This is a genomic window from Marivita sp. S0852, from assembly GCF_046591575.1.
Lineage (GTDB): Bacteria > Pseudomonadota > Alphaproteobacteria > Rhodobacterales > Rhodobacteraceae > Marivita.
Window position 1 is genome coordinate 155,317 of the sequence record NZ_JBIQWA010000004.1, and the last position, 25,040, is coordinate 180,356.

At 58.9% G+C, this 25,040-nt stretch carries 22 protein-coding genes, 2 tRNA genes and 1 riboswitch; of the genes, 13 read left to right on the plus strand and 11 right to left on the minus strand.

Features of this window, described 5'->3' with window-relative positions; all coding sequences use genetic code 11:
* Positions 1 to 25: 25 nt before the first annotated feature.
* A riboswitch (SAM riboswitch) is annotated at positions 26 to 102 on the minus strand.
* Positions 103 to 235: 133 nt separating this feature from the next.
* A complete protein-coding gene (locus ACG74X_RS09815; protein WP_411234440.1) occupies positions 236 to 2,605 on the minus strand; it encodes an ATP-dependent helicase in 2,370 nt (789 codons plus the stop codon).
* 152 nt (positions 2,606 to 2,757) lie between these two features.
* On the opposite strand from ACG74X_RS09815, the gene ACG74X_RS09820 reads away from it, so the two are divergent.
* Positions 2,758 to 3,930 carry an alpha-hydroxy acid oxidase gene (locus ACG74X_RS09820; RefSeq protein ID WP_411234442.1) on the plus strand — a complete coding sequence of 391 codons (1,173 nt, stop codon included), beginning with the start codon at positions 2,758 to 2,760 and terminating at the stop codon, positions 3,928 to 3,930.
* A 56-nt stretch (positions 3,931 to 3,986) separates the two neighbouring features.
* On the plus strand, positions 3,987 to 7,430 hold the full coding sequence (locus ACG74X_RS09825) for a pyruvate carboxylase (protein ID WP_411234443.1): 3,444 nt from the start codon (positions 3,987 to 3,989) through the stop codon (positions 7,428 to 7,430).
* 89 nt (positions 7,431 to 7,519) lie between these two features.
* On the opposite strand, the gene ACG74X_RS09830 is transcribed toward ACG74X_RS09825, so the two are convergent.
* Positions 7,520 to 8,842, minus strand: coding sequence for an acetamidase/formamidase family protein (locus tag ACG74X_RS09830; protein WP_411234444.1), 1,323 nt, complete (start codon positions 8,840 to 8,842; stop codon positions 7,520 to 7,522).
* Between the two features lie 211 nt (positions 8,843 to 9,053).
* Here ACG74X_RS09830 and ACG74X_RS09835 point away from each other — a divergent pair.
* From ACG74X_RS09835 to hisH, 4 genes are all read left to right on the plus strand, one after another.
* Positions 9,054 to 9,128 (plus strand) — tRNA-Gly (locus ACG74X_RS09835).
* Positions 9,129 to 9,150: 22 nt separating this feature from the next.
* Positions 9,151 to 9,225, plus strand: a tRNA-Gly gene (locus ACG74X_RS09840).
* Positions 9,226 to 9,328: 103 nt separating this feature from the next.
* Positions 9,329 to 9,916 carry an imidazoleglycerol-phosphate dehydratase HisB gene (gene hisB, locus ACG74X_RS09845; RefSeq protein WP_411234446.1) on the plus strand — a complete coding sequence of 196 codons (588 nt, stop codon included), beginning with the start codon at positions 9,329 to 9,331 and terminating at the stop codon, positions 9,914 to 9,916.
* Positions 9,917 to 9,919: 3 nt separating this feature from the next.
* The gene (hisH, locus tag ACG74X_RS09850; RefSeq protein ID WP_411234448.1) at positions 9,920 to 10,555 is read left to right on the plus strand and encodes an imidazole glycerol phosphate synthase subunit HisH; all 636 of its coding nucleotides are present in this window, start codon (positions 9,920 to 9,922) and stop codon (positions 10,553 to 10,555) included.
* 111 nt (positions 10,556 to 10,666) lie between these two features.
* On the opposite strand, the gene ACG74X_RS09855 is transcribed toward hisH, so the two are convergent.
* Positions 10,667 to 11,053 carry a DUF2147 domain-containing protein gene (locus tag ACG74X_RS09855; protein WP_411234449.1) on the minus strand — a complete coding sequence of 129 codons (387 nt, stop codon included), beginning with the start codon at positions 11,051 to 11,053 and terminating at the stop codon, positions 10,667 to 10,669.
* 136 nt (positions 11,054 to 11,189) lie between these two features.
* Here ACG74X_RS09855 and hisA point away from each other — a divergent pair, with 136 nt between their 5' ends.
* The 5 genes from hisA to ACG74X_RS09880 all read left to right on the plus strand — a co-directional run bounded on the left by hisA (position 11,190) and on the right by ACG74X_RS09880 (position 15,110).
* On the plus strand, positions 11,190 to 11,912 hold the full coding sequence (hisA, locus tag ACG74X_RS09860; RefSeq protein ID WP_411234992.1) for a 1-(5-phosphoribosyl)-5-[(5-phosphoribosylamino)methylideneamino]imidazole-4-carboxamide isomerase: 723 nt from the start codon (positions 11,190 to 11,192) through the stop codon (positions 11,910 to 11,912).
* 68 nt (positions 11,913 to 11,980) lie between these two features.
* On the plus strand, positions 11,981 to 12,742 hold the full coding sequence (hisF, locus tag ACG74X_RS09865; RefSeq protein WP_411234450.1) for an imidazole glycerol phosphate synthase subunit HisF: 762 nt from the start codon (positions 11,981 to 11,983) through the stop codon (positions 12,740 to 12,742).
* Positions 12,739 to 13,047 (plus strand): phosphoribosyl-ATP diphosphatase, encoded by a 309-nt coding sequence (locus tag ACG74X_RS09870; RefSeq protein ID WP_411234452.1) that lies wholly within the window; start codon positions 12,739 to 12,741, stop codon positions 13,045 to 13,047. Before hisF ends, ACG74X_RS09870 begins: the two co-directional genes overlap by 4 nt.
* Before the next feature lie 199 nt (positions 13,048 to 13,246).
* Positions 13,247 to 13,669, plus strand: a complete 423-nt coding sequence (locus tag ACG74X_RS09875) for a hypothetical protein (protein WP_411234453.1) — start codon at positions 13,247 to 13,249, stop codon at positions 13,667 to 13,669.
* Between the two features lie 10 nt (positions 13,670 to 13,679).
* Complete coding sequence (locus ACG74X_RS09880; RefSeq protein ID WP_411234454.1) at positions 13,680 to 15,110, plus strand: DUF692 family multinuclear iron-containing protein; 1,431 nt, start codon at positions 13,680 to 13,682, stop codon at positions 15,108 to 15,110.
* 18 nt (positions 15,111 to 15,128) lie between these two features.
* Here ACG74X_RS09880 and ACG74X_RS09885 read toward each other — a convergent pair whose 3' ends face one another.
* The 6 genes from ACG74X_RS09885 to ftsY all read right to left on the minus strand — a co-directional run bounded on the left by ACG74X_RS09885 (position 15,129) and on the right by ftsY (position 22,180).
* The gene (locus ACG74X_RS09885; RefSeq protein WP_411234456.1) at positions 15,129 to 15,596 is read right to left on the minus strand and encodes a CoA-binding protein; all 468 of its coding nucleotides are present in this window, start codon (positions 15,594 to 15,596) and stop codon (positions 15,129 to 15,131) included.
* A gap of 206 nt (positions 15,597 to 15,802) precedes the next feature.
* Positions 15,803 to 16,867, minus strand: a complete 1,065-nt coding sequence (locus tag ACG74X_RS09890) for a DUF2235 domain-containing protein (RefSeq protein ID WP_411234457.1) — start codon at positions 16,865 to 16,867, stop codon at positions 15,803 to 15,805.
* Positions 16,845 to 19,142, minus strand: a complete 2,298-nt coding sequence (locus ACG74X_RS09895; protein WP_411234459.1) for a xanthine dehydrogenase family protein molybdopterin-binding subunit — start codon at positions 19,140 to 19,142, stop codon at positions 16,845 to 16,847. The genes ACG74X_RS09890 and ACG74X_RS09895 overlap by 23 nt, the downstream gene beginning before the upstream one ends.
* A 32-nt stretch (positions 19,143 to 19,174) precedes the next feature.
* Positions 19,175 to 19,774: an inner membrane-spanning protein YciB gene (locus ACG74X_RS09900; RefSeq protein WP_411234460.1), complete on the minus strand. Its 600-nt coding sequence runs from the start codon at positions 19,772 to 19,774 to the stop codon at positions 19,175 to 19,177.
* Positions 19,775 to 19,777: 3 nt separating this feature from the next.
* The gene (locus ACG74X_RS09905; protein WP_411234994.1) at positions 19,778 to 20,680 is read right to left on the minus strand and encodes an EamA family transporter; all 903 of its coding nucleotides are present in this window, start codon (positions 20,678 to 20,680) and stop codon (positions 19,778 to 19,780) included.
* Between the two features lie 84 nt (positions 20,681 to 20,764).
* The gene (ftsY, locus tag ACG74X_RS09910) at positions 20,765 to 22,180 is read right to left on the minus strand and encodes a signal recognition particle-docking protein FtsY (protein ID WP_411234462.1); all 1,416 of its coding nucleotides are present in this window, start codon (positions 22,178 to 22,180) and stop codon (positions 20,765 to 20,767) included.
* A 224-nt stretch (positions 22,181 to 22,404) separates the two neighbouring features.
* Here ftsY and ACG74X_RS09915 point away from each other — a divergent pair, with 224 nt between their 5' ends.
* Positions 22,405 to 22,806 carry a hypothetical protein gene (locus ACG74X_RS09915; protein WP_411234463.1) on the plus strand — a complete coding sequence of 134 codons (402 nt, stop codon included), beginning with the start codon at positions 22,405 to 22,407 and terminating at the stop codon, positions 22,804 to 22,806.
* Positions 22,807 to 22,903: 97 nt separating this feature from the next.
* On the opposite strand, the gene ACG74X_RS09920 is transcribed toward ACG74X_RS09915, so the two are convergent.
* Together ACG74X_RS09920 and ACG74X_RS09925 are read right to left on the minus strand one after the other, a co-directional pair.
* A complete protein-coding gene (locus ACG74X_RS09920) occupies positions 22,904 to 23,647 on the minus strand; it encodes a Bax inhibitor-1 family protein (RefSeq protein ID WP_411234464.1) in 744 nt (247 codons plus the stop codon).
* A 166-nt stretch (positions 23,648 to 23,813) separates the two neighbouring features.
* On the minus strand, positions 23,814 to 24,035 hold the full coding sequence (locus ACG74X_RS09925; RefSeq protein ID WP_411234466.1) for a DUF1127 domain-containing protein: 222 nt from the start codon (positions 24,033 to 24,035) through the stop codon (positions 23,814 to 23,816).
* Positions 24,036 to 24,160: 125 nt separating this feature from the next.
* Here ACG74X_RS09925 and ACG74X_RS09930 point away from each other — a divergent pair, with 125 nt between their 5' ends.
* Positions 24,161 to 25,039 carry a LysR family transcriptional regulator gene (locus ACG74X_RS09930; protein ID WP_411234467.1) on the plus strand — a complete coding sequence of 293 codons (879 nt, stop codon included), beginning with the start codon at positions 24,161 to 24,163 and terminating at the stop codon, positions 25,037 to 25,039.
* Position 25,040 lies beyond the last annotated feature (1 nt).

Consider the following 25,040-nt stretch of genomic DNA (forward strand, 5'->3'; position numbering starts at 1 on the left):
AAAAGCCCCGTTTCGGCCAAGCGAAAGGGGCTTTCGTCGGGCCTTTTAGCAGAATGTTTAACGTGGCCCGCAATCCGGTAACAAATCGCCACGGCGTCGCGTTAGGCACAAAACACCGTGACGTCAACTCGGGCAGATGGGCATCTTTGGGCCCCAAATACCTCGGCGGGTCGTTCATTTGGCACCATTGGCTCAAGCCCAATGGACGGACGACAGGCAACGCCTCCCGCCTGGCTTAAAAAGGCACGTCATCCGCCGCGCAGATAAAGCGCGCGACCACCTTTTTGATACCGGCTTTCTCAAACTCGATTTCCAGCTTGTCGCCTTCAATCCCAACCACCGCGCCATAGCCGAATTTCTGATGGAACACCCGTTCGCCCAGCGCATAAGACGAAATCGCAGTGGCGTCGATCACCGTATTGCGCGCCTCGCTCGGTTGGCTGATGGGCCGCTCCGAGGACCGCGCCTGAAGCCGTTTCCAGCCCGGCGAATTATACACATTCGCCTGAGAGGCTTTCTCGTGCAGGTCCGACCCGGCCATTGTCTGCATCGCCGGAGACGCCATGCCCGCAGCACCATACCCGCCACCATATAGGCCGGGCGGTGTCAGCACCTCGACATGGGTTTCATCAAGCTCGTCGATAAAGCGCGATGGCAGCGCCGACTGCCATTGCCCGAACACACGGCGGTTGGCGGCAAAAGAAATCGTACAGACCTCCTCGGCCCGAGTGATGCCGACATAGGCCAGACGGCGTTCCTCTTCCAACCCCTTGAGCCCGCTTTCGTCCATGCTGCGCTGTGACGGGAACAGCCCGTCTTCCCAACCGGGCAGGAACACGGCGGGAAATTCGAGACCCTTGGCCGCGTGCAGCGTCATGATCGACACTTTTTCACCATCGCCGCCTTTGTCATTGTCCATGATCAGGCTCACATGTTCCAGAAAGCCCTGCAAATTCTCGAATTCCTCCAACGCCTTGACCAGTTCTTTGAGGTTTTCAAGCCGCCCCGGCGCTTCGGGGGTTTTGTCGTTTTGCCACATGCCGGTGTAGCCGGATTCGTCCAGAACAATGCCGGCAAGTTCGGGATGGGCCATATCGGCATCCCCGGCCATGCGGCCCCAGCGTGCAAGATCGGCGACAAGCTGCGCCAGTTGCGTGCCGCCTTTGCCTTTGATCAAACCCTGCTCGACCGCCAGTCGTGCGCCCTCGACCAAGGACACACCGTTGGCCCGCGCAACGGTCTGGATCGTCTGCTGCGCCTTGTCGCCAAGGCCGCGTTTGGGGGTGTTCACCACCCGCTCAAAGGCCAGATCGTCTTCGGGGGATACGACCAGCCGGAAATAGGCCATCGCGTCGCGGATCTCCATCCGTTCATAGAAACGCGGCCCGCCGATCACGCGATAAGGCAGCCCGATGGTCAAAAACCGGTCCTCAAAGGCGCGCATCTGGTGGCTGGCACGCACGAGGATCGCCATGTCATCCAGCGACATCGCGCGCATCCCGCGCGTGCCGGTCTGCATCGCTTCGATTTCCTCGCCGATCCAGCGGGCCTCTTCTTCGCCGTCCCAATGGCCGATCAGGCGCACTTTCTCGCCCTCTTGCGCTTCGGTCCAAAGGGTTTTGCCCAGACGCCCCTGATTGCCCGCAATCACCGACGAGGCCGCTGCCAGAATATGCGGTGTCGAGCGGTAATTCTGCTCCAGACGCACCACATGCGCGCCTTCAAAGTCTTTCTCAAAGCGCAGGATATTGCCCACCTCGGCCCCGCGCCAGCCATAGATCGACTGATCATCATCGCCCACACAACAGATGTTCTTGTGCCCCGACGCCAAAAGGCGCAGCCACAGGTACTGTGCGACATTGGTGTCCTGATATTCGTCCACAAGGATGTAGCGGAACCAGCGCTGATACTGGTCGAGCACATCGGGATGCGCCTGAAAGATCGCCACCACATGCAGCAACAGGTCGCCGAAATCCACCGCGTTCAGCTCTTTCAGACGCGCCTGATATTGCGCGTAAAGCTTCGGGCCCTGATGGTTATAGGCTCCCGCATCCGCTGCCGGCACCTTGTCCGGCGTGATCGCGCGGTTTTTCCAAGTGTCGATGATCCCGGCCAATTGCCGCGCGGGCCAGCGTTTGTCGTCGATCCCGGCGGCCTGAACAAGCTGCTTGAGCAGGCGCAGCTGATCATCGGTGTCCAGAATAGTGAAATTCGATTTCAACCCGACCAGTTCCGCATGACGGCGCAGCAGTTTGACGCAGATCGAATGAAAAGTGCCCAGCCACGGCATGCCTTCAACCGTCTGGCCCAGCAGCCGGCCCACCCGATCCTTCATCTCGCGCGCCGCTTTGTTGGTAAAGGTGACGGCCAGAATTTCGTTCGGACGCGCGCGACCGGTGTTCAACAAATGCACGATTCGCGTCGTCAGCGCCTTGGTCTTGCCGGTCCCGGCCCCGGCCAGCATGAGGACAGGGCCATCCAGCGTCTCGACCGCCTGCCGTTGTGCAGGGTTGAGATCCTCCAGATAGGGCTGCGGGCGCGCACCCATGGCGCGGGCGGAGAGTGAGGCGTTCTCGAACGCTTCCATTTCATCGAAACTGCTCATGCCGGGCAAGATAGCGGCCCATCCACCAGAGTTAAAGATGTTCTGATAATGTTCACATCACCACGCGGGCATTTCCTTGCAAGGAAATGCCCGGATTTTTACAAAAATCCGCTGCTGGACAAATTCGACCCGCTGCGCACAAATGCAACCCTATGGATTTTCACAGCAATTACCCAGCCCTTTACGATCTGAAAACGCGGGCGCGTGCCCGCATTCCCCGATTTGTCTGGGAATACCTGGATAGCGCCACCGGAACCGAAGCCACGTTGCGGCGAAACCGGGCAGCGCTGGACCGGGTTTTGTTCATGCCGTCGGTTCTGCATGGTGAACTGGATGTGGATCTGACCACCGAACTGTGCGGCTCTCGCTACAGCCTTCCTGTCGGCATCAGCCCGGTGGGCATGTCGGGTCTGATCTGGCCGGACGCAGAGCGCAAGCTGGCGCGGGCGGCAACCAAGGCGCAGATCCCCTACAGCATCTCCACCGTGGCCACCCGCACCCCCGAAGAGGTCGCACCATATCTGGATGGCAATGGATGGTTCCAGATGTACCCGCCCCGGGATGAGGGCATTCGAACGGACATGCTGAACCGGGCCAAAGACGCGGGGTTTTCAACGCTGATCCTGACCGTCGATGTGCCGGTGCCGTCGCGCCGGGAACGGCAGGTGCGCTCGGGGCTGACCACGCCGCCCAAGCTGACGCCCCGACTGTTGACGCAAATTGCCCGATGTCCGGCATGGGCACTGGGCACCGCGCGTCAGGGGATGCCGCGGATGCGCTTGATTGATGATTACGCCGGCAAGGTTACGGGCCTCAGCTCGACCCAGCACGCTGGATATCTGCTGCGCACCTCGCCGGATTGGGCCTATGTCACTTGGCTGCGCGATGCCTGGGATGGCGCGTTTTTTGTCAAAGGCGTGCTGAACCCCGCCGATGCGGCGCGGCTGGAGGCGACGGGCGTCGATGCCATTTGGGTGTCGAATCACGCCGGTCGCCAGTTTGATGCCGCCCCCGCCCCGATCGAGATCCTGCCAGAGATGCGTGCTGCCACATCCTTGCCGCTGATCATGGATAGCGGCATCGAAGGCGGGCTGGATGTTTTGCGCGCGATTGCCCTTGGGGCTGATTTTGTGATGTTGGGGCGGGCATGGCATTATGCGCTTGGCGCGCTGGGTCAGGCCGGGCCTGCCCATTTGGCCGATATTCTAAGCAAAGACATAGCGTCCAACCTTGGCCAATTGGGCGCGACCACGCCAAAGCAGGTGCGCGGCAAAACCTGGGACGGGGCAGAAAACAAATCTGATTTATCGAACACGGCCCGTTGAGATTGTAACAAAACCTTACTAAGCATCGCTCATCATTCGTAGGTCAGGACAGTAAAATGCAGGAATTCAAGAAAATTCTCGTCGCCAATCGCGGCGAAATCGCCATCCGCATCATGCGCGCCGCCAACGAAATGGGCAAAGCCACGGTTGCGGTTTTCGCCGAAGAGGACAAGCTGGGCCTGCACCGTTTCAAGGCGGATGAAGCCTACCGGATCGGCAAAGACCTGGGCCCGGTTGCGGCCTATCTCAGCATTGACGAGATCATTCGCGTGGCCAAACAATCCGGGGCCGATGCCATCCATCCCGGCTATGGTCTGTTGTCTGAAAATCCTGACCTGGTGGATGCCTGTAACGCCAATGGCATCACCTTTATCGGCCCCCGGGCCGAAACCATGCGCGCGCTTGGTGACAAGGCGTCGGCACGCAAGGTGGCGATCGCAGCGGGTGTGCCGGTTATTCCCGCCACCGAGGTTTTGGGCGATGATTTCAAAGCCATCGCCAAAGAGGCCGACGAGATTGGCTATCCGCTGATGCTCAAGGCGTCGTGGGGCGGGGGCGGCCGCGGGATGCGGCCGATCAATGGGCCCGATGAGCTTCGGGAAAAGGTGCTTGAAGGACGCCGCGAGGCAGAAGCGGCGTTTGGCAATGGCGAAGGCTATCTTGAAAAGATGATCCTGCGCGCGCGCCATGTCGAAGTGCAGATCCTTGGGGACACGCAGGGCAACATTTACCACCTGTATGAGCGCGATTGTTCAGTGCAGCGCCGCAACCAAAAAGTGGTCGAACGCGCGCCCGCCCCCTATCTGAGCGAAGCGCAGCGCGAAGAAATCTGCGAGCTGGGCCGGAAGATTTGTGCCCATGTGAATTATGAATGCGCGGGCACGGTCGAATTCCTGATGGATATGGAGACCGGCAAATTCTACTTCATCGAAGTGAACCCCCGCGTGCAGGTCGAACACACCGTGACCGAAGAGGTCACTGGCATCGACATCGTCCAGGCACAGATCATGATCGCGGAAGGCAAATCGCTGGCCGAAGCCACCGGCAAAGCGTCGCAATACGATATCAAGCTGAACGGCCACGCACTGCAAACCCGGATCACCACCGAAGACCCGCAGAACAATTTTATTCCCGATTATGGCCGGATCGCAGCCTATCGCGTGGCGACAGGCAATGGTGTGCGACTGGACGGCGGGACCGCCTATTCCGGCGCGGTGATCACGCGCTATTACGATTCGCTTTTGGAAAAAGTGACCACCTGGGCGCAAACTCCTGAAAAGGCCATTTCCCGGATGGACCGCGCGTTGCGGGAATTCCGTATTCGCGGCGTGTCGACCAATATCGCCTTTGTCGAAAACCTGCTAAAGCATCCGACCTTTCTGAACAATCAGTACCACACAAAGTTCATCGACGAGACGCCAGAGCTGTTTCAATTCAAGAAACGCCGCGACCGCGCCACCAAGGTTCTGACCTATATCGCCGATATTACCGTGAACGGGCATCCCGAGGTTGCCGGACGTCCAAAACCGGCGGATGACCTGAAACCGGCGCGCCTTCCGAAATTGCGACGCGATCACCCACCCGCCGGCACCAAGACGTTGCTGGATGAAAAAGGCCCGCAGGCGGTTGCTGACTGGATGCTTGCGCAAAAAGAAGTGCTGATCACCGACACCACCATGCGCGATGCGCATCAGTCGCTGCTGGCCACGCGGATGCGGTCGATTGACATGGTCAAGGTGGCCCCGGCCTATGCGGCCAACCTGCCTCAGTTGTTCAGTGTCGAATGTTGGGGCGGGGCGACGTTTGACGTGGCCTACCGGTTCTTGCAGGAATGCCCCTGGCAGCGCTTGCGCGACCTGCGCGCGGCGATGCCGAACCTGATGACGCAGATGCTTTTGCGGGGGGCCAATGGGGTTGGCTACACCAATTATCCAGACAATGTGGTGCAGTTTTTCGTCAAACAGGCCGCCGAAACCGGCGTTGACGTGTTCCGCGTTTTTGACAGCCTGAACTGGGTGGAAAACATGCGCGTCGCGATGGATGCGGTGCGTGACACCGACCGGATTCTGGAAGGCACGATCTGTTACACCGGAGATCTACATGATCCGGATCGGTCCAAATACAACCTGAAATACTATGTCCAGATGGGGCAAGATCTCAAGGCGGCGGGATCGCATGTTTTGGGGCTGAAAGACATGGCCGGTCTGATGAAACCGGCGGCCGCCACGGCGTTGGTCAAAGCCTTGAAAGAAGAGGTTGGCCTGCCGGTGCATTACCACACGCATGACACGTCCGGGGCGGCAATCGCGTCGATCATGGCAGCGGCTGAGGCGGGCGTGGATGCGGTGGATGCCGCGATGGACGCGTTGTCAGGCAACACGTCCCAGCCGACGCTGGGTTCGGTTGTCGAGGCGCTGCGCCACACCGAACGGGCGACACAGCTTGATATCAGTGCCATCCGCGAGATCAGCAATTACTGGGAAGGTGTGCGCGCACAATACGCCGCATTTGAAACCGGCCAGCAGGCCCCGGCCTCCGAAGTGTATCTGCACGAAATGCCCGGCGGTCAGTTTACCAACCTCAAGGCGCAGGCGCGGTCCATGGGGCTTGAGGACCGCTGGCATGAGGTTGCGCAGACCTATGCGGATGTGAACCAGATGTTCGGCGACATCGTGAAGGTCACGCCGTCGTCGAAAGTGGTCGGTGACATGGCGCTGATGATGGTCAGCCAGGGCCTGACCCGGGCGGATGTGGAAAACCCGGATGTCGATCTGTCATTCCCCGACAGTGTGGTTGACATGATGCGCGGCAATCTCGGGCAGCCTCCGGGCGGATGGCCCTCGGCGGTTCAGAAAAAGATCCTGAAAGGGGAAAAGCCCTTTACCGACCGCCCCGGAAATTACGCCGATCCGGTGGATATCGAGGCAACCCGCACGTCCCTGATCAAAGAGCTTGAGGGCAAGGCGGTGGATGATGAGGATCTCAACGGCTATCTGATGTATCCCAAGGTTTTCCTTGATTACATGGGCCGCCACCGCATCTATGGGCCGGTGCGTGTCTTGCCGACCAAGACGTTCTTTTACGGAATGGAACCCGGCGAGGAAATCAGCCCCGAGATCGACCCCGGCAAAACGCTTGAGGTGCGTCTGCAGACGGTGGGCGAAACCACCGATGACGGCGAGGTGAAGGTGTTCTTCGAACTCAACGGCCAGCCCCGCACGATCCGTGTCCCCAATCGCAGCGTCAAAGCCAAAACCATCGCCCGCCCCAAGGTCGAGCCCGGCAACCCGAACCACATCGGTGCCCCCATGCCTGGCGTCGTCGCCTCGATTGCGGTGACGGTGGGGCAGAAGATCAAGGAAGGCGACCTTCTGTTGACCATCGAAGCGATGAAGATGGAAACCGGCCTGCACGCCGAACGCACCGCCGTGGTCAAGGCCGTACATGTCCAGGCGGGCGGACAGATCGATGCCAAGGATCTGTTGATCGAACTGGAGTGATCCGGCCAGGCACCACGTCAAACCAGACTTCAGAAAACTCACCGCAAAAGACCACGGGCACCGATATGGTGCCCGTGCATTATGTTGTTTTACAGGCCGTATTGCTCGCGGGCGTAGTCGCCCAGACCGACCGCATCAAGCTTGCTCAATGGTGCAAGGAACGTGACCTGGATAACGCCGGGTGCCCGTCCAATCTCAATCGCGCCATTCACGGTGGCCCGGTTTCTGACCTCGGCCACTGTCACATCAAGCAGTTTCGCTGCCCGCGCCAATCCGTTTTCGATCGCGTCATTGAGATTTGCGGCAGTGCCGATCACGGAAATCGGCGCAAGCTCTTCCAGATCGGACACGGCCCATTTCGCCGCAAGACGCGCACCCTTGGCCTTTTCCGCTTCGGTAAACGGCTTTGCGAGGGGCGGCAGGTCGTCCTCAAGCGGGAAAAGAACAGGCCCGTCGAGCGGATAGTCCTTCACCACTTCCACTTGCAGCGTCACACTGCCCGAGACATCCATCGTGTGTCCCGCAATTTCGCCGTCACCTTGGCCTGCATGCATGTCCCCGGTATAGACACCGCCGCCTTTCACCTTGACGGGGCAGACAAGGATTGTGCCCGCACGGACCGCGTCGATGTCCATGTGACCATCGGTTTTATGCTCGGCCAATTGTTCCTGGGTTATGGCGTAGTCGTGCGGCGCCCCAACAAGAAACGCGCCGAAATCACCCGCATTGTGGCTGTCTGGCATCGGCATGGAGGGGCATGTGCCAAGTTGCCCCATGAAAGGACGCATCCGGACCAGAACGCCCGGCATGTCGGACGGCGCGTAGTTCAGGATAGAATGTTGTTTGCTTGCATCGGGTAAGGCGGCGTAATGATTGGCCTCTTTGGCAATGCGTTCAGCCGCGGATTTCGGCAGGGTCAGCCCGACGGTGCGGGTGTCGTCAAAAGTGACAGTGTAGCCGTGCACGACTTCAAACGGCTTCACAGCATTGCCGCAAGTATCGCATTTGACGGAATCCTGCCCCACACCCTCGATATGAGTTTCCGGCCAGACCGTGTCGCAAACCGGGCACCGCGCAGCCACATAGGGATCGCCAAGGCAGAACCCCTCGGGGGAACTGTCATGCCCGGATGCGGTCGCAATCGACGTCACAGTGATATCCCTGATGCGAATAGCGATTCCGTCGCCGATTTCAGCACCTTCGACATAAACGGGCTTGGTCACCTCATGCCCGCCGCGCAGGCTTGGCGTGATCATCGGACCCCAGCATCCCGGCGCGGTATTGGCGATGATCGTTCCACCGTTTTCGACCGGCCCTTGCATCGGTTCATTGGGATCAAGGACGCTGTTTGTGAATTCCTGAACGACGACACTCCTGCGTGACGCTGATCCTGCAGCACTTCCATCTGGCATGGCTATCTCCCTTGGCTTGATTTCGCTGTGCATGAAACACCAAGCGACTAAAGCCGCTTCGCAAAGCCTGTGCAAGCCGTCGTGCCCGTCCGGTGATGCCTTCATACGGCCGTGCCCGACCCCGCCGACAATTCTATCGGCATTTACTGCAAAATTTTCCTCTTGCACCCTGCCCGAACACACACTAAATCCGCCTCACCAGATTGGCAGCGCGGGCGTAGCTCAGGGGTAGAGCATAACCTTGCCAAGGTTAGGGTCGGGCGTTCGAATCGCCTCGCCCGCTCCAATCCGGTCTGATCGATGGCAGCGCGGGCGTAGCTCAGGGGTAGAGCATAACCTTGCCAAGGTTAGGGTCGGGCGTTCGAATCGCCTCGCCCGCTCCATCGACCGTCTTTCCTGACCGGCAGGCAACGATAGCCACAGCGCCACTTGGCGGCACGCGGCTGCCCGCCTATAAGGCCGCGACGCAATCCAAGGAGAGGCGATATGCGCAGCGCCACAGTGACCCGAACCACCGCCGAGACCAAGATCACCGTTGAGGTGGCGCTGGACGGCACCGGGCAATACGACAACCAGACCGGCGTGGGGTTTTTTGACCATATGCTCGACCAGCTTGCGCGGCATTCGCTGATGGACATGAAAGTGCGCTGTGACGGCGATCTTCATATCGACGATCACCACAGCGTTGAGGATGTGGGCATCGCGCTGGGTCAGGCGCTGACACAAGCGGTGGGCGACAAGCGCGGGATCGTGCGTTATGGCAGTTGCCTTTTGCCGATGGATGATGCGCTGGTGCGCGCGGCATTGGACCTGTCGGCGCGACCCTTCCTTGTGTGGAATGTCGATCTGCCCACTGCAAAGATCGGAACCTTCGACACAGAGCTGGTGCGCGAGTTCTTTCAGGCACTCAGCACCCATGGCGGTATCACTTTGCATGTGGATATGCTGCACGGGATCAACAGCCACCACATTGCCGAAGCGGCCTTCAAGGCGGTGGCGCGGGCGCTGCGGGGCGCGTTGGAGGTCGATCCCCGCAAATCGGATGCCATCCCGTCCACCAAAGGCGCGCTCTGAGCCATGCTGACAGCCATTATTGATTACGAAAGCGGCAATCTGCACTCGGCAGAAAAGGCGTTTCAAAGAATGGCCGCAGAGGTGGATGCCGGTGCGGTTGTGGTCACATCCGATCCCGACGTGATTGCGGGCGCGGACCGGATTGTTCTGCCAGGCGACGGGGCCTTTCCGGCCTGTGCCGCCGCGCTGCGCGCCTCTGGGGCCTTTGCCGCAATGGTCGACGCCGTGGAGGTCAAGGCCCGCCCGTTTCTGGGGATCTGCGTTGGCATGCAACTGATGGCGCGCGACGGCCTGGAATATGAAACCACCAGGGGTTTGGGCTGGATCGACGGGGTGGTCGACCGGATCACACCGGCCAATGCAGCCTTAAAAGTACCGCATATGGGATGGAACGATCTGGTCATCGACGCGCCACATCCGGTGCTGGAGGGCGTTGCAACGGGCGAGCATGCTTATTTTGTGCATTCCTACCAGATGCGGGTCGATACGCCTGCGCAGCGCATCGCGCATGTGGATTATGGCGGCGATGTCACAGCCATCGTCGCGCGCGACACCATGGTCGGATTTCAGTTCCACCCGGAAAAAAGTGCGGCAACCGGTCTCAGGATGATTGCCAACTTCCTGAAATGGTGCCCATAACGCCTTCTTCGTTTCAAAAATATCTCGGAGTGTGAGGCAGAGCCTCACTGCGCCTGCCCCACCGGGGCAGGCTGAACCGGATCGCGCAGCGACCCTTTCGATCAACGCGGCCTATTTGACCCGCGTCCAGGTCTGGCCTCGGCAAATACCCAGCACACAGCCCTCCACGGTAAGCTGGTTGCCCTTGAGCGTCATCTTGGAATTGTAGGTCTTGTCACGATCCGGAGCCCAGATTTTTCCACCTTTATAGGCCCCGCCACCTTGCGGTTTCATCGCCCAGATCATCTGGCGGCCAATATGGGGTGATGCAATTTTGGCTCCGCTGGCGTCATATCCCTGCCCCAGAACACCACAAATCTCGGTGCCACAGGTGCTGATCGTCACCAGCCCGAAATTGCCATCATCTCCGGGTTGGGTTTTCCAGGTCCCGACAACCGGGTCCGCCAGGGCCGCTGTCGCCGCCAGAACAAACCCTGCCGCAAGCGCTGTGCGTTTCATCTCACTGTCCTCCCTCAAAAGTGCCCAGTGACCCTGACGCACCCTCCTGCCTCGGATCAAGATTGACGCAGGGTCGCGTTGCATGTGTCGTTCCGTCATGTCAAAGCGCACAGGTGTTTTGATCGGAGACCCTGACATGATCCTTTACCCTGCGATTGACCTCAAAGACGGCCAGGCCGTGCGCCTGTTGCGTGGGGATATGGAGAAATCCACAGTCTTTAACGATGATCCGGCATCACAGGCGATGGACTTTGTCGAAGCCGGGTGCGAATGGCTTCATCTTGTCGATCTGAACGGCGCATTCGCGGGCGCACCTGTCAATGCCGCGGCCGTCGACTCCATTCTGGCACGAACCAAGGTTCCGGCACAGCTGGGCGGCGGCATCCGGGACATGGCGACCATCGAAGGATGGCTGGCGAAAGGCCTGCAACGGGTGATCCTTGGCACCGTCGCGGTTGAAAACCCAAAACTGGTGCGCGAGGCCGCCAAGGCGTTTCCCGGCCATGTGGCCGTCGGGATCGACGCGCGGCACGGCAAAGTGGCCACCAAGGGCTGGGCCAAGGACACCGATGTCCAGGTGACCGATCTTGCCAAGTCCTTTGAAGACGCAGGCGTGGCGGCCATTATCTATACCGACATCAATCGCGATGGCGCGATGCAGGGCCCGAATATCGAAGCAACCGCCGATCTGGCGCGCGCGGTGTCGATCCCCGTCATTGCATCCGGGGGGGTGTCGTCGCTGGACGATCTGATTGCGTTGCGCGACTGCGGGGCACAGCTGAATGGCGCGATCTCCGGACGCGCGCTGTATGACGGGGCGCTTGACCTGACAGCGGCATTAAACGCGCTGAAAGGCTGACACCGGCACCCCACATCTGCGACGAAGCCGCCCTTCCCTCGCTGCGCGTTTGGGCGTATCAGACCGGCATGTTGAAAACCCGCATCATTCCCTGTCTGGATGTCGCCGATGGCCGTGTGGTCAAAGGTGTCAATTTTGTCGACCTGCGCGACGCCGGCGATCCGGTGGATGCCGCGCGGGCCTATGATGCCGCCGGGGCGGACGAGATCTGTTTTCTTGACATCCACGCCACACACGAAAACCGGGGCACGATGTTCGATGTGGTCACGCGCACCGCCGAACAGTGCTTTATCCCGCTGACCGTTGGCGGAGGGGTCAGAACGGTTGCCGATGTGCGCGCGTTGTTGCTGGCCGGGGCCGACAAGGTGTCGTTCAATTCAGCCGCCGTCGCCAACCCGGATGTGGTGGCCGAGGCCGCTGACCAGTTTGGCAGCCAGTGCATCGTTGTGGCGATCGACGCCAAAACCGTTGCACCGGGCCGCTGGGAGATTTTCACCCATGGCGGGCGCAAACCGACCGGGATTGATGCCGTCGCGTTTGCCAGAACCGTGGTCGCCAAAGGGGCCGGAGAAATTCTGCTGACATCCATGGATCGCGATGGCACCAAGGCCGGTTTCAACCTGCCCTTGACCAAAACCATCTCAGACGCCGTGAACGTGCCCGTGATCGCTTCGGGCGGTGTGGGGACATTGGACCATCTGGTCGAAGGTGTGACCGAAGGGGGTGCCAGCGCGGTGTTGGCCGCGTCGATCTTCCATTTCGGTGAATTCACCATCGGCGAGGCCAAGGCCCATATGGCCAAGGCCGGTATTCCGGTGCGCTTGGTATGACGCTCAGCGAATTGGAACACATCATCGCGACCCGCGCGATGGCGTCGGCCGAGGACAGCTGGACCGCCAAGCTTTTGGCCAAAGGCCCCGAAAAATGCGCCGAGAAATTTGGCGAAGAGGCGATTGAAGCGGTGATCGAAGCTGTCAAAGGCGATCAAGACCGGCTCACATCAGAGGCGGCGGACGTGTTGTTCCACCTCTTGGTGATGCTGAAATCCCGCAATGTGGCGCTTGGTGATGTGATGGCAGAACTGGACCGACGTCAGGGACAATCGGGTTTGCAGGAAAAAGCCAGCCGAACGTGATCGGCGGATTTTGGCGCATGAATGCCAAAATTAAATCAGTCATTTACCTAAAGAACTGCGTCCTGGCGAAACACCAACTGGCAGAAATCAGCGCACCACATTCCCGTTAAAGCCGAGCGAATCGCAATGCGTGATATATTCCTATTACGCGATACTTTACGCGTATTTTCTAAAACGTCGATTTTTGAAAGGCCTCGCTATGAACGACATGTCCCACATTAAACCCGTTCGTGTTTCCATGCCCGCCTCTGTCGCTGCCGATCTGGGAAGGTTCAAGAAAGCAATCAGTTCCGTGCTTGACAAGCTAGGCTGTCCAAATTGTTGTTCTGGTCACGACATCCACTTCGACTCGCATCGCGACATGGTGTTTCGCGACGTCTCTGCCGAGGCCATGCCGCGCGCGGCAGCTGGTTATCAAGTCAGAGAAGCGCATAATACGGTCGCGATGAACCCGGAAATTGGTGCCAAAATTGACAATGTCTACAAAGCTATTGATAGGATAGCGCATTTTTCCGGTCACGATGCCTGCTGCTCGGGGCATAATTTGCGCCTGCTGATTGAACAGAATTTTATTCTGGACGAGAAACTGAACGTCGAAGCCCACGCGATGCGTTTTGGCTGAGATGGCCCAGATGTACCAGCCTCCAAAGCTGGGCATCGGTATGATCTTTACGGCGGCGCTTGAACCTTTCCTGCGCCGTCGTCCCGATGCTCTTGATGTCCTAGAAATCGAACCGCAAACGCTTTGGCTCGCGGAAGATCCGATAGCCGGTCCGTTTACGGAATTCCGTCCTGCGCTTGAAGCCATAGCCTCATTACCACAAACCAAACTTGTGCATTCGGTTGGCGTTCCATTGGGAGGGACACGCACGCCACATGCGGGACAGATGGCGCTGCTCAGAGAAACCGCAGTGCGTCTCGGCAGCCCTTGGGTGTCCGAACATCTGTCAGTCGCGGGCACACCGCACCGGTCAGCTGGATTTCTATTGCCCGCACTTCAAACCGATGCTGGCGTCGCAACCGCAATCAAAAACATCGCGATGTTCAAGGCAGGCGTCGGCCGTCCGGTGGCCGTCGAAACAGGTGTCGCTTATCTCAAACGCAAGCCCTTCGAACTGCCGGATGGGGTCTTTTTGAAACGGGTTAGCGAAGAGGCCGATTGCGGGCTGCTTCTCGATTTGCATAACCTTTGGTGTAATCACCGCAATGGGCGGATTGATCTCGACGAAACGCTCTCGCAAATCCCGTTCGACCGCGTTTGGGAGGTGCACCTGGCCGGCGGCGACGATCTTGGGGGTGTATGGCTGGACAGTCATTCTGGCCCGATGCCGGATGAACTGGCGGCCCGTGCGCGCGAACTGATCCCGGATTTGCCGAACCTTGGCGCGATCAATTTCGAAATTTACGACACCTTTCTTGAAGATGTATTGCCAGCACAGCTGGACGGGATTGTAGATGGACTGCGCAAATTGTGGGAGAGCGCAGGGCAAAGCCGATCAGACGCACCACCCGTCACGCAAACCCTGGCCCCGTCAGCCCCTCCGATCACGCCTGAAGACTGGGAAACGAGCTTGACCGAAGCTGTCTGGCGGGCTGATCCATCCGGTCACGCTTGGCCCGAAGATCATCCGTTGCTGACGCTTTACTCCTATCTTTCAAGGTCTTTTCGCGGGTCGATGCTGACGCGGACCCTTCCACGCACGGTACGCTATGGCCTCTTGCGTGACGGGAATGATTTTGACGCGATGATGATGGCATATTTCGACACCGTCCCACCAAAGATGTACGCGCCACTGGAAGCCGAAGCGTTTCGGGACTGGATCTTGGCGCATGGGGAAGAAGACCCGCTTATGATCGGGCTGCTGGAATATGACCTCGCATTTGTCCGGCTGATCAATAAGACCGAACCACAACTCGTCCATTTCCCCGGCGACCCCAGCCCGGTTTTCGAAGCGCTGGCAGATGGACGCCTGCCTGACAGACCGAAACCGCCAGCGTGGGAACTCGAAATCTTGCCTGATGCCGTGTCGGATCCATTCGTTCAATCGGTCAGCGCAAGCTGACCTTGCCGTTGAGAGATATCACAGCTTGGAGGACAGGATACCGGTGTTGAAACCGCCCATGCGCAATTCGCCGAACAGACGCTGGTATTCGATTTTGGGGCAGCGGTTCATCACCACGTCGACACCGCGAGCTTGGGCCTTGGCTGCGGCCTCGGCGTGTTCGACGCCGATCTGCATCCAGATTGTCTGTAGCTTGGGAAACGTGTCCAGCGCCTCGTCAACAATCGGTGGAACGGCCTCGGAGCGACGGAAGATGTCAACCATATCCACATCATCGCTGATGTCAGACAAGCGACCGACAACCGTTGTGCCAAACAGGGTTTTTCCCGCATGGCCCGGATTGACCGGGATGATCTTGAAACCCTTGAGCGACAGATAGCGCGCCACATAGTAAGACGGGCGCACGGGGTTTGCCGACACGCCGACAACCGCGATGATCTTTGTGCGCTGCAATATCGTGCGCAAGCTGGCGTCAGACGGGGTCATGCGGCAATCCTATGACACATAGTCGGAAATGCCACCCCATGGGCCTGCAAAAAAAGAAAAAGCGCCCAAGACAAGCTTGGGCGCAAGTGTTGGAACGAGGGACAGTGAAGGTGCCGCGGGTGTTCCAGTCCCGCGCGCCTGATCCATAGATAGGGGCTGTTTGCAGAGTTTAAAGGCCCGCACTTAGGCCAGTGATAACGTTTTTGTCAGGAATTCGAAGAAATGGCACCGGCAACTGCTGCGGGTTCACGGACCTCCAGCGTCTCGTGCAAGCGTTCAGACGTGTCTGAGCCGATTAAACGCTGGCGGCGGTGCCAGAACAGCTTGCCCCATCCCCGCCAGTTCCCGGATGACGGCGCTTCGGGGTCTTGGGGAAACCGCGTGCGCCAATCGCCGGGCAATGGCAACCCGACGGCATTGGCCCGATCCAGCATCCAGACCAGCGGGATATTGGCAAGCGGTCTGGCCTCTTCGCGCCCCCGCAACTGACCCCCGATATCGCCGTGAACACCCTTGAACCACACCTGCTCAATATGGCCGGACCATCCGGGCGGGCAGGCCCAAAGCACCGGCGCATAGGCCATACGGGCCTCGTGATAGGCCAGTGCATGAAAGCCGTGTTCAATGGACGGGCCAAGCTGATCGCTGTGAAACGCATGCTGTTTTACGGTCAGGCGCCACAAAACCGGGACGTGCAGCCCAAGGGCCTTGACGGTGTCCCACACGCCAACCAGCGCAATCGGCGTTTCCTCGTGGCAGTGGATGCGCGCAATGTCTTGTGCGGTGGGGCTCTCGGGTGAATTTCGGTACAGGCGATAGGCCTGACGGATGTTCCGCTCTGTGGCGTGTTCGGCGCGCAGCAGGCCGATCCGGTCAATTACACCGGCCAAGGATCGTACAGCAAACGCGCCGCGCGAGTAGCCAAAAAAATAGATTTGATCGCCGGGTTTATAGCGCGAGGCCAGAAAACCGTATGCGCGACAGATCTGACGATTGATCCCGCGCCCGGTCAAGACCTGCGATATGCTGCGCCAGTCGGAAATCTGCAGCCCGGATTCGTAAAAGACAGACAGATCTTCGCCCGCGTCCTGCAAAAGCCGAAACAGCCGCCCGGCATTGGTTTCGTGCCCCGGCTCAAGTGACGACAGGGTTCCGTCCAGAATGATCACATGAATGCGTCGCCCGCGCCGCACCGACACTGACGACTGATCCGCCGCAAACCGTTTGCGAACCCAGCCAAGGACCTGATCACGCAGCCGCGACACGCGCATCGCGAAGCATCTCCCATACCCGGTGAGGGGTGAATGGCATGTCAGCCTGACGCACCCCCTGTTCCCAAAGCGCATCCTGTACCGCATTGGCAACCGCAGCCAGCGCCCCGACAGTCCCTGCTTCGCCGCAGCCTTTCATCCCCATCGGGTTGGTGGTTGACGGCACCGGTTCGGTTTCAAATCCGATCATCGGAATATCATCGGCACGCGGCATTGCGTAATCCATGAAGGACGCGGTGAGCAATTGACCGTCTTCGCTATGGACAACACGTTCACTCAGCGCCTGTCCGATCCCCTGCGCGACACCGCCATGAACCTGCCCCTCGGCCAGCATGGGATTGATAAGGTTGCCGAAATCATCCACCACCGAATAACGGTCAAGACGCACCTGCCCGGTTTCTGGGTCAACCTCGACCTCGCAGACATGCGCGCCGTTGGGAAAAGACCGCGCCTCCAGCGTTGCGCGTGCAGTAAAGATCAGCAGATCGTCGCGCCCCGCCTCGCGTGCCAGCTGCGCCGCTTCGAGCAGGGTGGGTGTCAGATTCGAGCTGCCTATGCGAAACTGCGCGTCGTCAAAGGTGACATCCTCAACCGCGACGCCCTGAAGATCAGCCAAAAAGCCGCAAAACCCGGTGATCATGGCGCCCACGGCTTTCAGGGTGACATTGGCTTGCACCGTCACCGACCGCGACCCGCCTGTGCCGCCCCCTTTTGGGATCAGGTCGCTGTCGCCTTGAACAAAACGAATTTTCGCGGCCGGGATACCTGTGTGGTCAGACAGAAACTGGACAAGTACGGTTTCGTGCCCCTGCCCGTTTGATTGCGTCCCAACATACATTGTGGCCCCTCCGTCCGCGTCAAAAGTGACTTTCACGTCTTCGGTAGGATCGCCCAGAATACTTTCGATATAGTAACACACGCCCTGTCCGCGCAATTTGCCGGATTTCGCCGATCTGGCGCGGCGGGTTTCAAACCCGTTGCGGTCGGCAAACCGGGCTGCGTGGTCTAGAACGCGGTCGAAATCGCCGACATCATAGGTTTCGCCAGTGGTCGTGTGATACGGAAATTGGTGCGGTTTGATAAAGTTGATCCGTCGCAGTTCCCACGGGTCGACGCCCAGATCGCGCGCGGCACGGTCCATCAGGCGTTCGATCAGGTAAATCGCTTCGGGCCGCCCTGCACCGCGATAGGCATCGACCTGGGTTGTATTGGTATAGACGCCTTCCACCCGCAGCCAGGAGGTTTGCACGTCATAGACACCCATCAGCACTTTGGCGAACAATTCGGTCTGGATCGCCTGGGCAAAATGCGAATTATACGCCCCCATATTCGCCACGCTGTGAACCCGGTACGCGGTGATCCGGTGTGTCTGGTCAAAGCCCAGCTCTGCGTGATGGCGCAGATCACGTCCGGCATTGTCGGACAGCATCGCTTCGGACCGATCCGACATCCAACGCACCGGACGCATCAATTCCCGCGCGGCAAAGGCCGTCAAGAAGTTTTCCGGATAGGGCATCGCTTTCATGCCGAACCCGCCGCCAGTGTCCGGATTGCTGACCCGAATATCGGCCTGCGGCATGTTGAGAACCCGCGCCAGATGGGCTTTGTGGCTCCAGACGCCCTGGGCATTCAGGGCAAGATGCAACCGACCGTCCACCATCTCGGCATAACAGCCGCGCGGCTCCATTGAATTCACGATGATGCGGTTGTCGTCCACATCCAAGCGGACAACGCGGTGCGCCGCCTCAAAGGCCTTTGCCGTTTCTTGTTCATTACCGATGCCCCAATCAAAGGCGCGGTTGTCAGGCGCGTCCTCATGCAACGCTGTCCCGCCTGCCGACAGGTCAAGATGCACCGGAAGATCATCGTATTCGACATCGATCAGCTCTGCCGCATCCTTGGCCTGTTGCAACGTCTCCGCGACAATAAACACCAGCGCCTCGCCGACAAATCGCACGCGATCCTTGGCCAAAAGCGGTCGAAACGGCGCGACCCCCTGCGTGCCGTCCAGGTTCGGCACGGTTGTCCCCCAAAGCCCCTGGGTGACACCCGCCGCTTCCAGATCAGCCTGTGTCAGCGCAAGGCGCACGCCATCCGCGGCGCGCGCGTCGGACACATCCAACGCCTTGATCCGGGCATGTGCCACTTGTGACCGGACCACATAGCCAAACAGGGCATCTTCGGGAACGATGTCGTCGACATAACGTCCGGTGCCTTTCAAAAAGCGAATGTCTTCGGTCCGGACGACGGATTGCGATTTGCCAAATTTTTCCATGCTGCTCTCGTGCCACGCGCCTGCGTCGGGTGTTACTCTTCTTCTGCGGTGCTATATTTCTGGATCACACCGGCTTGCGCGATAAAAAAGAAAAACAGCGCGCCGGTCAGGACGAAGGTTTCAAAATACACCCAAAACTCGGTTGTTTGCGTGCGCCAGACAATCTCGTTCGATGCGGCCAGCAGAAAGAAAAACGCGGTCATGCGTTTGGTGAGGATCATCCAGCCCTCATGCTCCATCGGCAGCAGTTCCCCCATGACTACCCGCAGATAGCTTTGGCCGCGCAGCAGACCAATCGCCAGCACACCGCCAAGCAGCAGATACACCATGGTGGGTTTCATCTTGATGAAGCGGTCGTCATTAAGCCAGACGGTCAAGCCGCCAAACACCACAACCAGAACCGCCGTCACAATCTGCATGCGGCTGATATGACCGGTGAGCCACCACAAAAGCCCCATGGAGGCCAGGATCACCGGGATGAAACCTGCGGTCACAATGATGAACCCGTCGTAATCTGTACCGCCAAAGGTGAACACCTCGTCTTTGAGATACAGATAGGCGATGAAAAAGCCGATCACCGGCCCCAGTTCCAGCCCTGTTTTCAGCCATTGCGGGGCGTTACGATGTGCCAAGCCCTACCCTCCTAATTCCACGATAACCGCCCCTATCGCGATCAGGGCCATAAGAGCAATCCTGCGCGGGCCGACGGTTTCTTTCAAAAAGACCCAGCCGATGAGTGCGGCAAAAACGGTTGAGGTTTCCCGCAACACCGCTGCCTCACCAACCTGATCCAGTCGCGTTGCCAACATAATGGAGCCAAAGCTGAAAAATGCCACCAATCCGCCAATCACACCTCGGAGAGCCAAAGGCCCAAGCGCGGGTTTGTGGTACATGTTGCGATATCGAAGTGCGGCAAGGATGGGCATGGCGATGCCATCAATCATGAAAAACCACGCCAGAAAGGTGAACGGGTCAGCAGTGGCGCGGATGCCATAGGCGTCAAAGGTGGTGTAAAGCGCCACAAACAGGCCGGTTGCTACCGCAAGCCCCAAAGCCATCGGCAATGTCGCCCGGTCAGCTTCGAGAAAGATCAGGTTGTACACCGCAAGTCCGAAAATCCCCGCCAGAAGAACACCAAGCCCCGCCCACTGGATCAGCGTAAAGCTTTCGCCAAACAGCAGATACGCGCCGATCACCGCGAAAAGAGGCCCCGTGCCGCGTACCACCGGGTAGACCACCGTGTAAGCGCCTTTGGTATAGGCCTGCGCCTGCAAGAGTTTATAGGCAAGATGAATGACAAAGGCCCCCGCAAAGATCACCCACATGTGCGGTTCCGGCCATGGCACCACAAACAGCGCAAACGGGGCCGCCATCAGGCAATAGCTGGCATCAATGGCCCCGCGCGACATCCACGGATCATGCCTGCCCTTTTGCAAGGCACCGAATATCGCATGAAGCACCGCAGCCAGAAGCGCCAGCATCAACGCAAGCTGATGACCTTGGGCTGTGCCTTCGAGTGAGATCAACCAGTCGCTGATCATATTACACGACCGACCGGTCGCGCATTACGCGTGGGGGGTATGGCTGCCGCGAACCTGTCCCGTTCTGCACGCACCCTGCGATCATTCGGTGGTTAACCCCGTCAGGGCAGCCGCAAATTCTTCTGGATCAAAGGCTTGCAAATCGTCAATCTGTTCGCCCACGCCAATGGCATGGATCGGCAGGCCAAACCGGTCGGCCAAAGAGACCAGGACACCGCCCTTGGCGGTCCCGTCCAGTTTGGTCATCACCAGCCCGGTCACGTCCGCCAGCTCTTGGAAGGTTTTGACCTGACTGACCGCGTTTTGCCCGGTGGTTGCGTCCAGCACCAGAAGCGTGTTGTGCGGGGCATCCGGATCTTTCTTGCGGATCACGCGAACGATCTTGGCCAATTCCTCCATCAGGTCGGCGCGGTTCTGCAAACGCCCGGCAGTGTCGATCATCAAAAGGTCGGCACCATCCGCCTGTGCCTGGGTCATTGCGTCAAAGGCAAGGCTTGCCGGGTCCGATCCTTCCGGCGCGGTCAGCACCGGCACCCCTGCGCGGTCGCCCCAGACCTGCAATTGTTCAACGGCCGCCGCGCGGAACGTATCGCCGGCGGCAATGACCACATGTTTCCCGGCAGCACGGAATTGGCTGGCCAGCTTGCCAATGGTGGTTGTCTTGCCCGAACCGTTCACGCCAACAACCAGAACGACCTGCGGCTTGGTTGGATACAGCGGTAAGGGGCGCGCCACTGGCTCCATGATGCGGGCCACTTCCCCCGCCAACAGCTCTTTGATTTCACGCACGCTAAGCTTTTTGCCATAGCGCCCTTCGGCGATATTTGCTGTCACCCGCAAGGCCGTGTCGACCCCCATATCCGCCTGTATAAGCAGCTCTTCAAGCTGTTCAAGCATGTCGTCATCCAGCTCGCGGCGCATTTCGCTTGGGGCCGCGCTGCGGCCAAGAATGCGGCCAAGCAGACCCGGCTTGTCAGCCTCCGGTGCTTCTTGCACAGCCGCATCCAGCCGCGGGGCTATAACATCCGTCCGAAACGGTGCCTCGCTTGGCGTGGGTTCCGGTTCCGGCTCTGACGGGGCAAGACCCCTGTCCTCTGGCGCTGGCGATAAATCAGGCGCGGCGCTGTCATCACTCACAGGGTCGAGCGGCGCGTCCGGTTCGGGTGATCCGCTTGGCCCATCATCGACGGGCATGTCGGCCGCGTCCTCCGTCGGGATGTCGGATATGGGCGGCGGCGTATCGGTCCTGGATGCGTCGGGCGGTGGCGCAACAGGGGGGGCCGGGTCGGGGTCTGAGACCGGCTCGCCTGGATCATCAACCGCGTGCGCAGGCTGCTCGGGGGTGTCGGGTTGCGTGCGCGGGGGCGTGTCCTGAACCAGAGGAAGATCCGGGGTCGTGGTTTCCTCCCCACCCTCGGAGACAATCGCATCCAATCCCTCGTCCAGTTTGGACGACGATTTGAAGAGTTTGCTTTTCAGCTTGCCAAAAAAGGACATACGCGGCCTTTGCGTTTCCAGAGATTAGTTCCTCAGTTAGTGGGTTGTCGCGAAAGATGAAAGGCCAGCAGCCGCAAAGCGTGACTTTGCACTGGTTGGATTTGGCCATTCGTCGAACAGCACCAGAGCCGTCCTTGCCCGACAGAACGGATCACAGAAAGTTTTCGGAGATATTATGGCAAAGTCATTTGTGAACCGCGGCTCTTGCAGATACGATTTCGTCTATGAAACAGATCTTGATAAGTGCCGCTGTGGTCGGCGTGTCGGCAGCTGCCGCTTGGGCGGCGGAACCGATGAACGCGGCCGAGTTCGAGGCCTATGTCACGGGCAAGACCTTGCACTTTGGTCAGAACGGTCAGGCCTACGGCGTTGAGGAATATCTGGACAACCGGCGTGTGCGTTGGTCATTTCTGGACGGGAAATGCAAAGATGGCGTGTGGTATGAAGATCGGGACATGATTTGTTTCGTCTATGAAGACACGCCAAACCCGCAATGCTGGTCGTTTTTCAAGGAAAGCAGCGGATTGAGGGCGGTGTTTGAAAACAACCCAAACGCCACAACGCTTTACGAGGCCCGGGAAAGCGATGAACCGATGGTGTGCCTCGGCCCTGACGTGGGCGTCTAAGACTGCCACTGGGGCCAATACCGGCGGTGATTGGAACAGCGTCAATGAAAAAGGCCGGTCCCAGAGACCGGCCTTTTCGCGTTGATGTTCAGTTGTTTTATTCGCGGCTGCCAAAGAGTTGCAGCAGGAACATGAACATGTTGATGAAGTTCAGGTACAGGCTCAACGCGCCCATGATGCCCGACTTCGCCATCCATTCGCTGTCGCCATGTGCGGCGTGCTGCAGGTAGGTGTTCTTGATGTTCTGCGTGTCATACGCTGTCAGACCCGCAAAGATCAGAACGCCCAGGATCGAAATCGCAAACATGATGGCAGGCGACTGCAGGAAGATGTTGACGATCATCGCCACAACCAGACCGATCACACCCATGATGAGGAACGCGCCCCAGCCAGAGATGTCTTTCTTGGTTGTGTAACCATAAAGCGACAGACCCGCGAAGGCGATCGACGTCACAAGAAAGATCTGTGCGATCGACATGCCGGTAAAGGCGACAAAGATCCATGCAAGGCTCAGGCCCATCACCGCAGCGAATGCGTAGAAGAACAATTGTGCGCCAGCGGCGGACAGTTTGTTGATCATGGCGCTCATGGTGAAGACCATGATCAGCGGCGCGAACATGACAATCCAGCCAAGGATGTTCGGCTGAAGCGTTGCCGGGTCACGGAAAACTGCCAACAGGTTCGGGCTTGTGCCAACCGCCCATGCGACAGCAAAGGTCAGCAACATGCCAATTGACATGGTCGCATAGACCTTATTCATATGCGCGCGCAGACCCTCATCAATCTGGGCGGCACGGGCGCCAGCAACGCCGGTCGTCCGGATTGTGTTAAACTCAGCCATTTATCCCTCCGAAATGAAACTCAGGTGTTCCCGCACTCACGAGAACGGATGGAACGAATATCGGGTGTCCGCCCCTGCTTTTCAAGCTTTGAGATGTGCAGGATGGTCTAAAAAGTATATCTGGATTGCATTTTTCGATAAAAACTTACCGAAACAGGCAAAATATTCAGCGTTTCCAGACGGAAGGTGCGTCCCAAACCGGGCGGGATGCCTCGGTTTTTGCGTCTTGCTGGCTGAGACCGACATCCGACAACAGATGCGGGTCCAATGTTGCCAGACACTTGCGGCTGCGACGAAGCGCCATAGCGGTGTTAAAGCGTGCCAAAATCGACCCTTTGGCAGTTTTTGCAGGTGCGTGGCCAAAACCGGTTCTATTCAAAGTCAACATCGCTACATCCTTTCCACTTTGTGATGGCCGCCGCCGAAATCATTAGCTTGCGTGATGGTTATGCGTCAGTTACGTTCATTTTTGAAACGAATGTTTTTGAAGACTTCCATCAAGGATCGTGATGAATGCGCAATTTGGACATCACAACGCTCAGATCATTTATCGCGGTCGCGGATTCGGGGGGCATCACGCGGGCGGCGTCATTCCTCAATCTGACGCAATCCGCCGTCTCCATGCAGATCAAACGGCTCGAAGACAGCCTCGGTGTGGCCTTGCTTGACCGACACGGACGCGGCGTGGCGCTGACGTCGACCGGGGCGCAGCTTTTGACATATGCACGGCGCATCGTTGAGCTGAACGATGTTGTGTACGGAAAGCTCACCAATACGGTCTGGGAAGGAGAGGTCGTTCTTGGGGTGCCGAATGACATCGTCTACCCCGCGATCCCGAATGTGATGAAAGCGATGCAGCGGGATTTTCCGCGTGTCAAAGTGCAGTTGATCAGCTCTTACACCAATGACCTGAAAGAACAGTTCGCGCGTGGCACCATTGATGTGATCCTGACGACAGAAACCAATCCGGACGGCGCTGCAGATGTGATGATGACTGTGCCGCTGCGGTGGTATGGTGCGCCGGGCGGTCAAGCCTGGAAGCTAAGCCCCCTGCCCATCGCCTTTGGCAATCATTGTTCCTTCCGTCCCGTGGCCTTGTCTGGCCTTGAAAAAAGCGGGGCCATCTGGGATCTGGTTTTCTCTTCGGACAGCGACCGGGCCATCGACGTTGCGATCAGCGCGGATTTGGCCGTCACCGCGCTCTTGGAAGGACACGAACCGCCGCAATTCGAGGCCGTGCCGGATACAGCCGACCTTCCCGATCTTGGTTACCAGTCGGTGGCTCTGTATCGCGGCACCGCCAGATCGCAGATCATCGACCCGCTATGCGAGTTGCTGCGGCGTGAATTCGCCGTGATCTCGGGAAATGACCTCAGACCGGCGGCGGAATGAT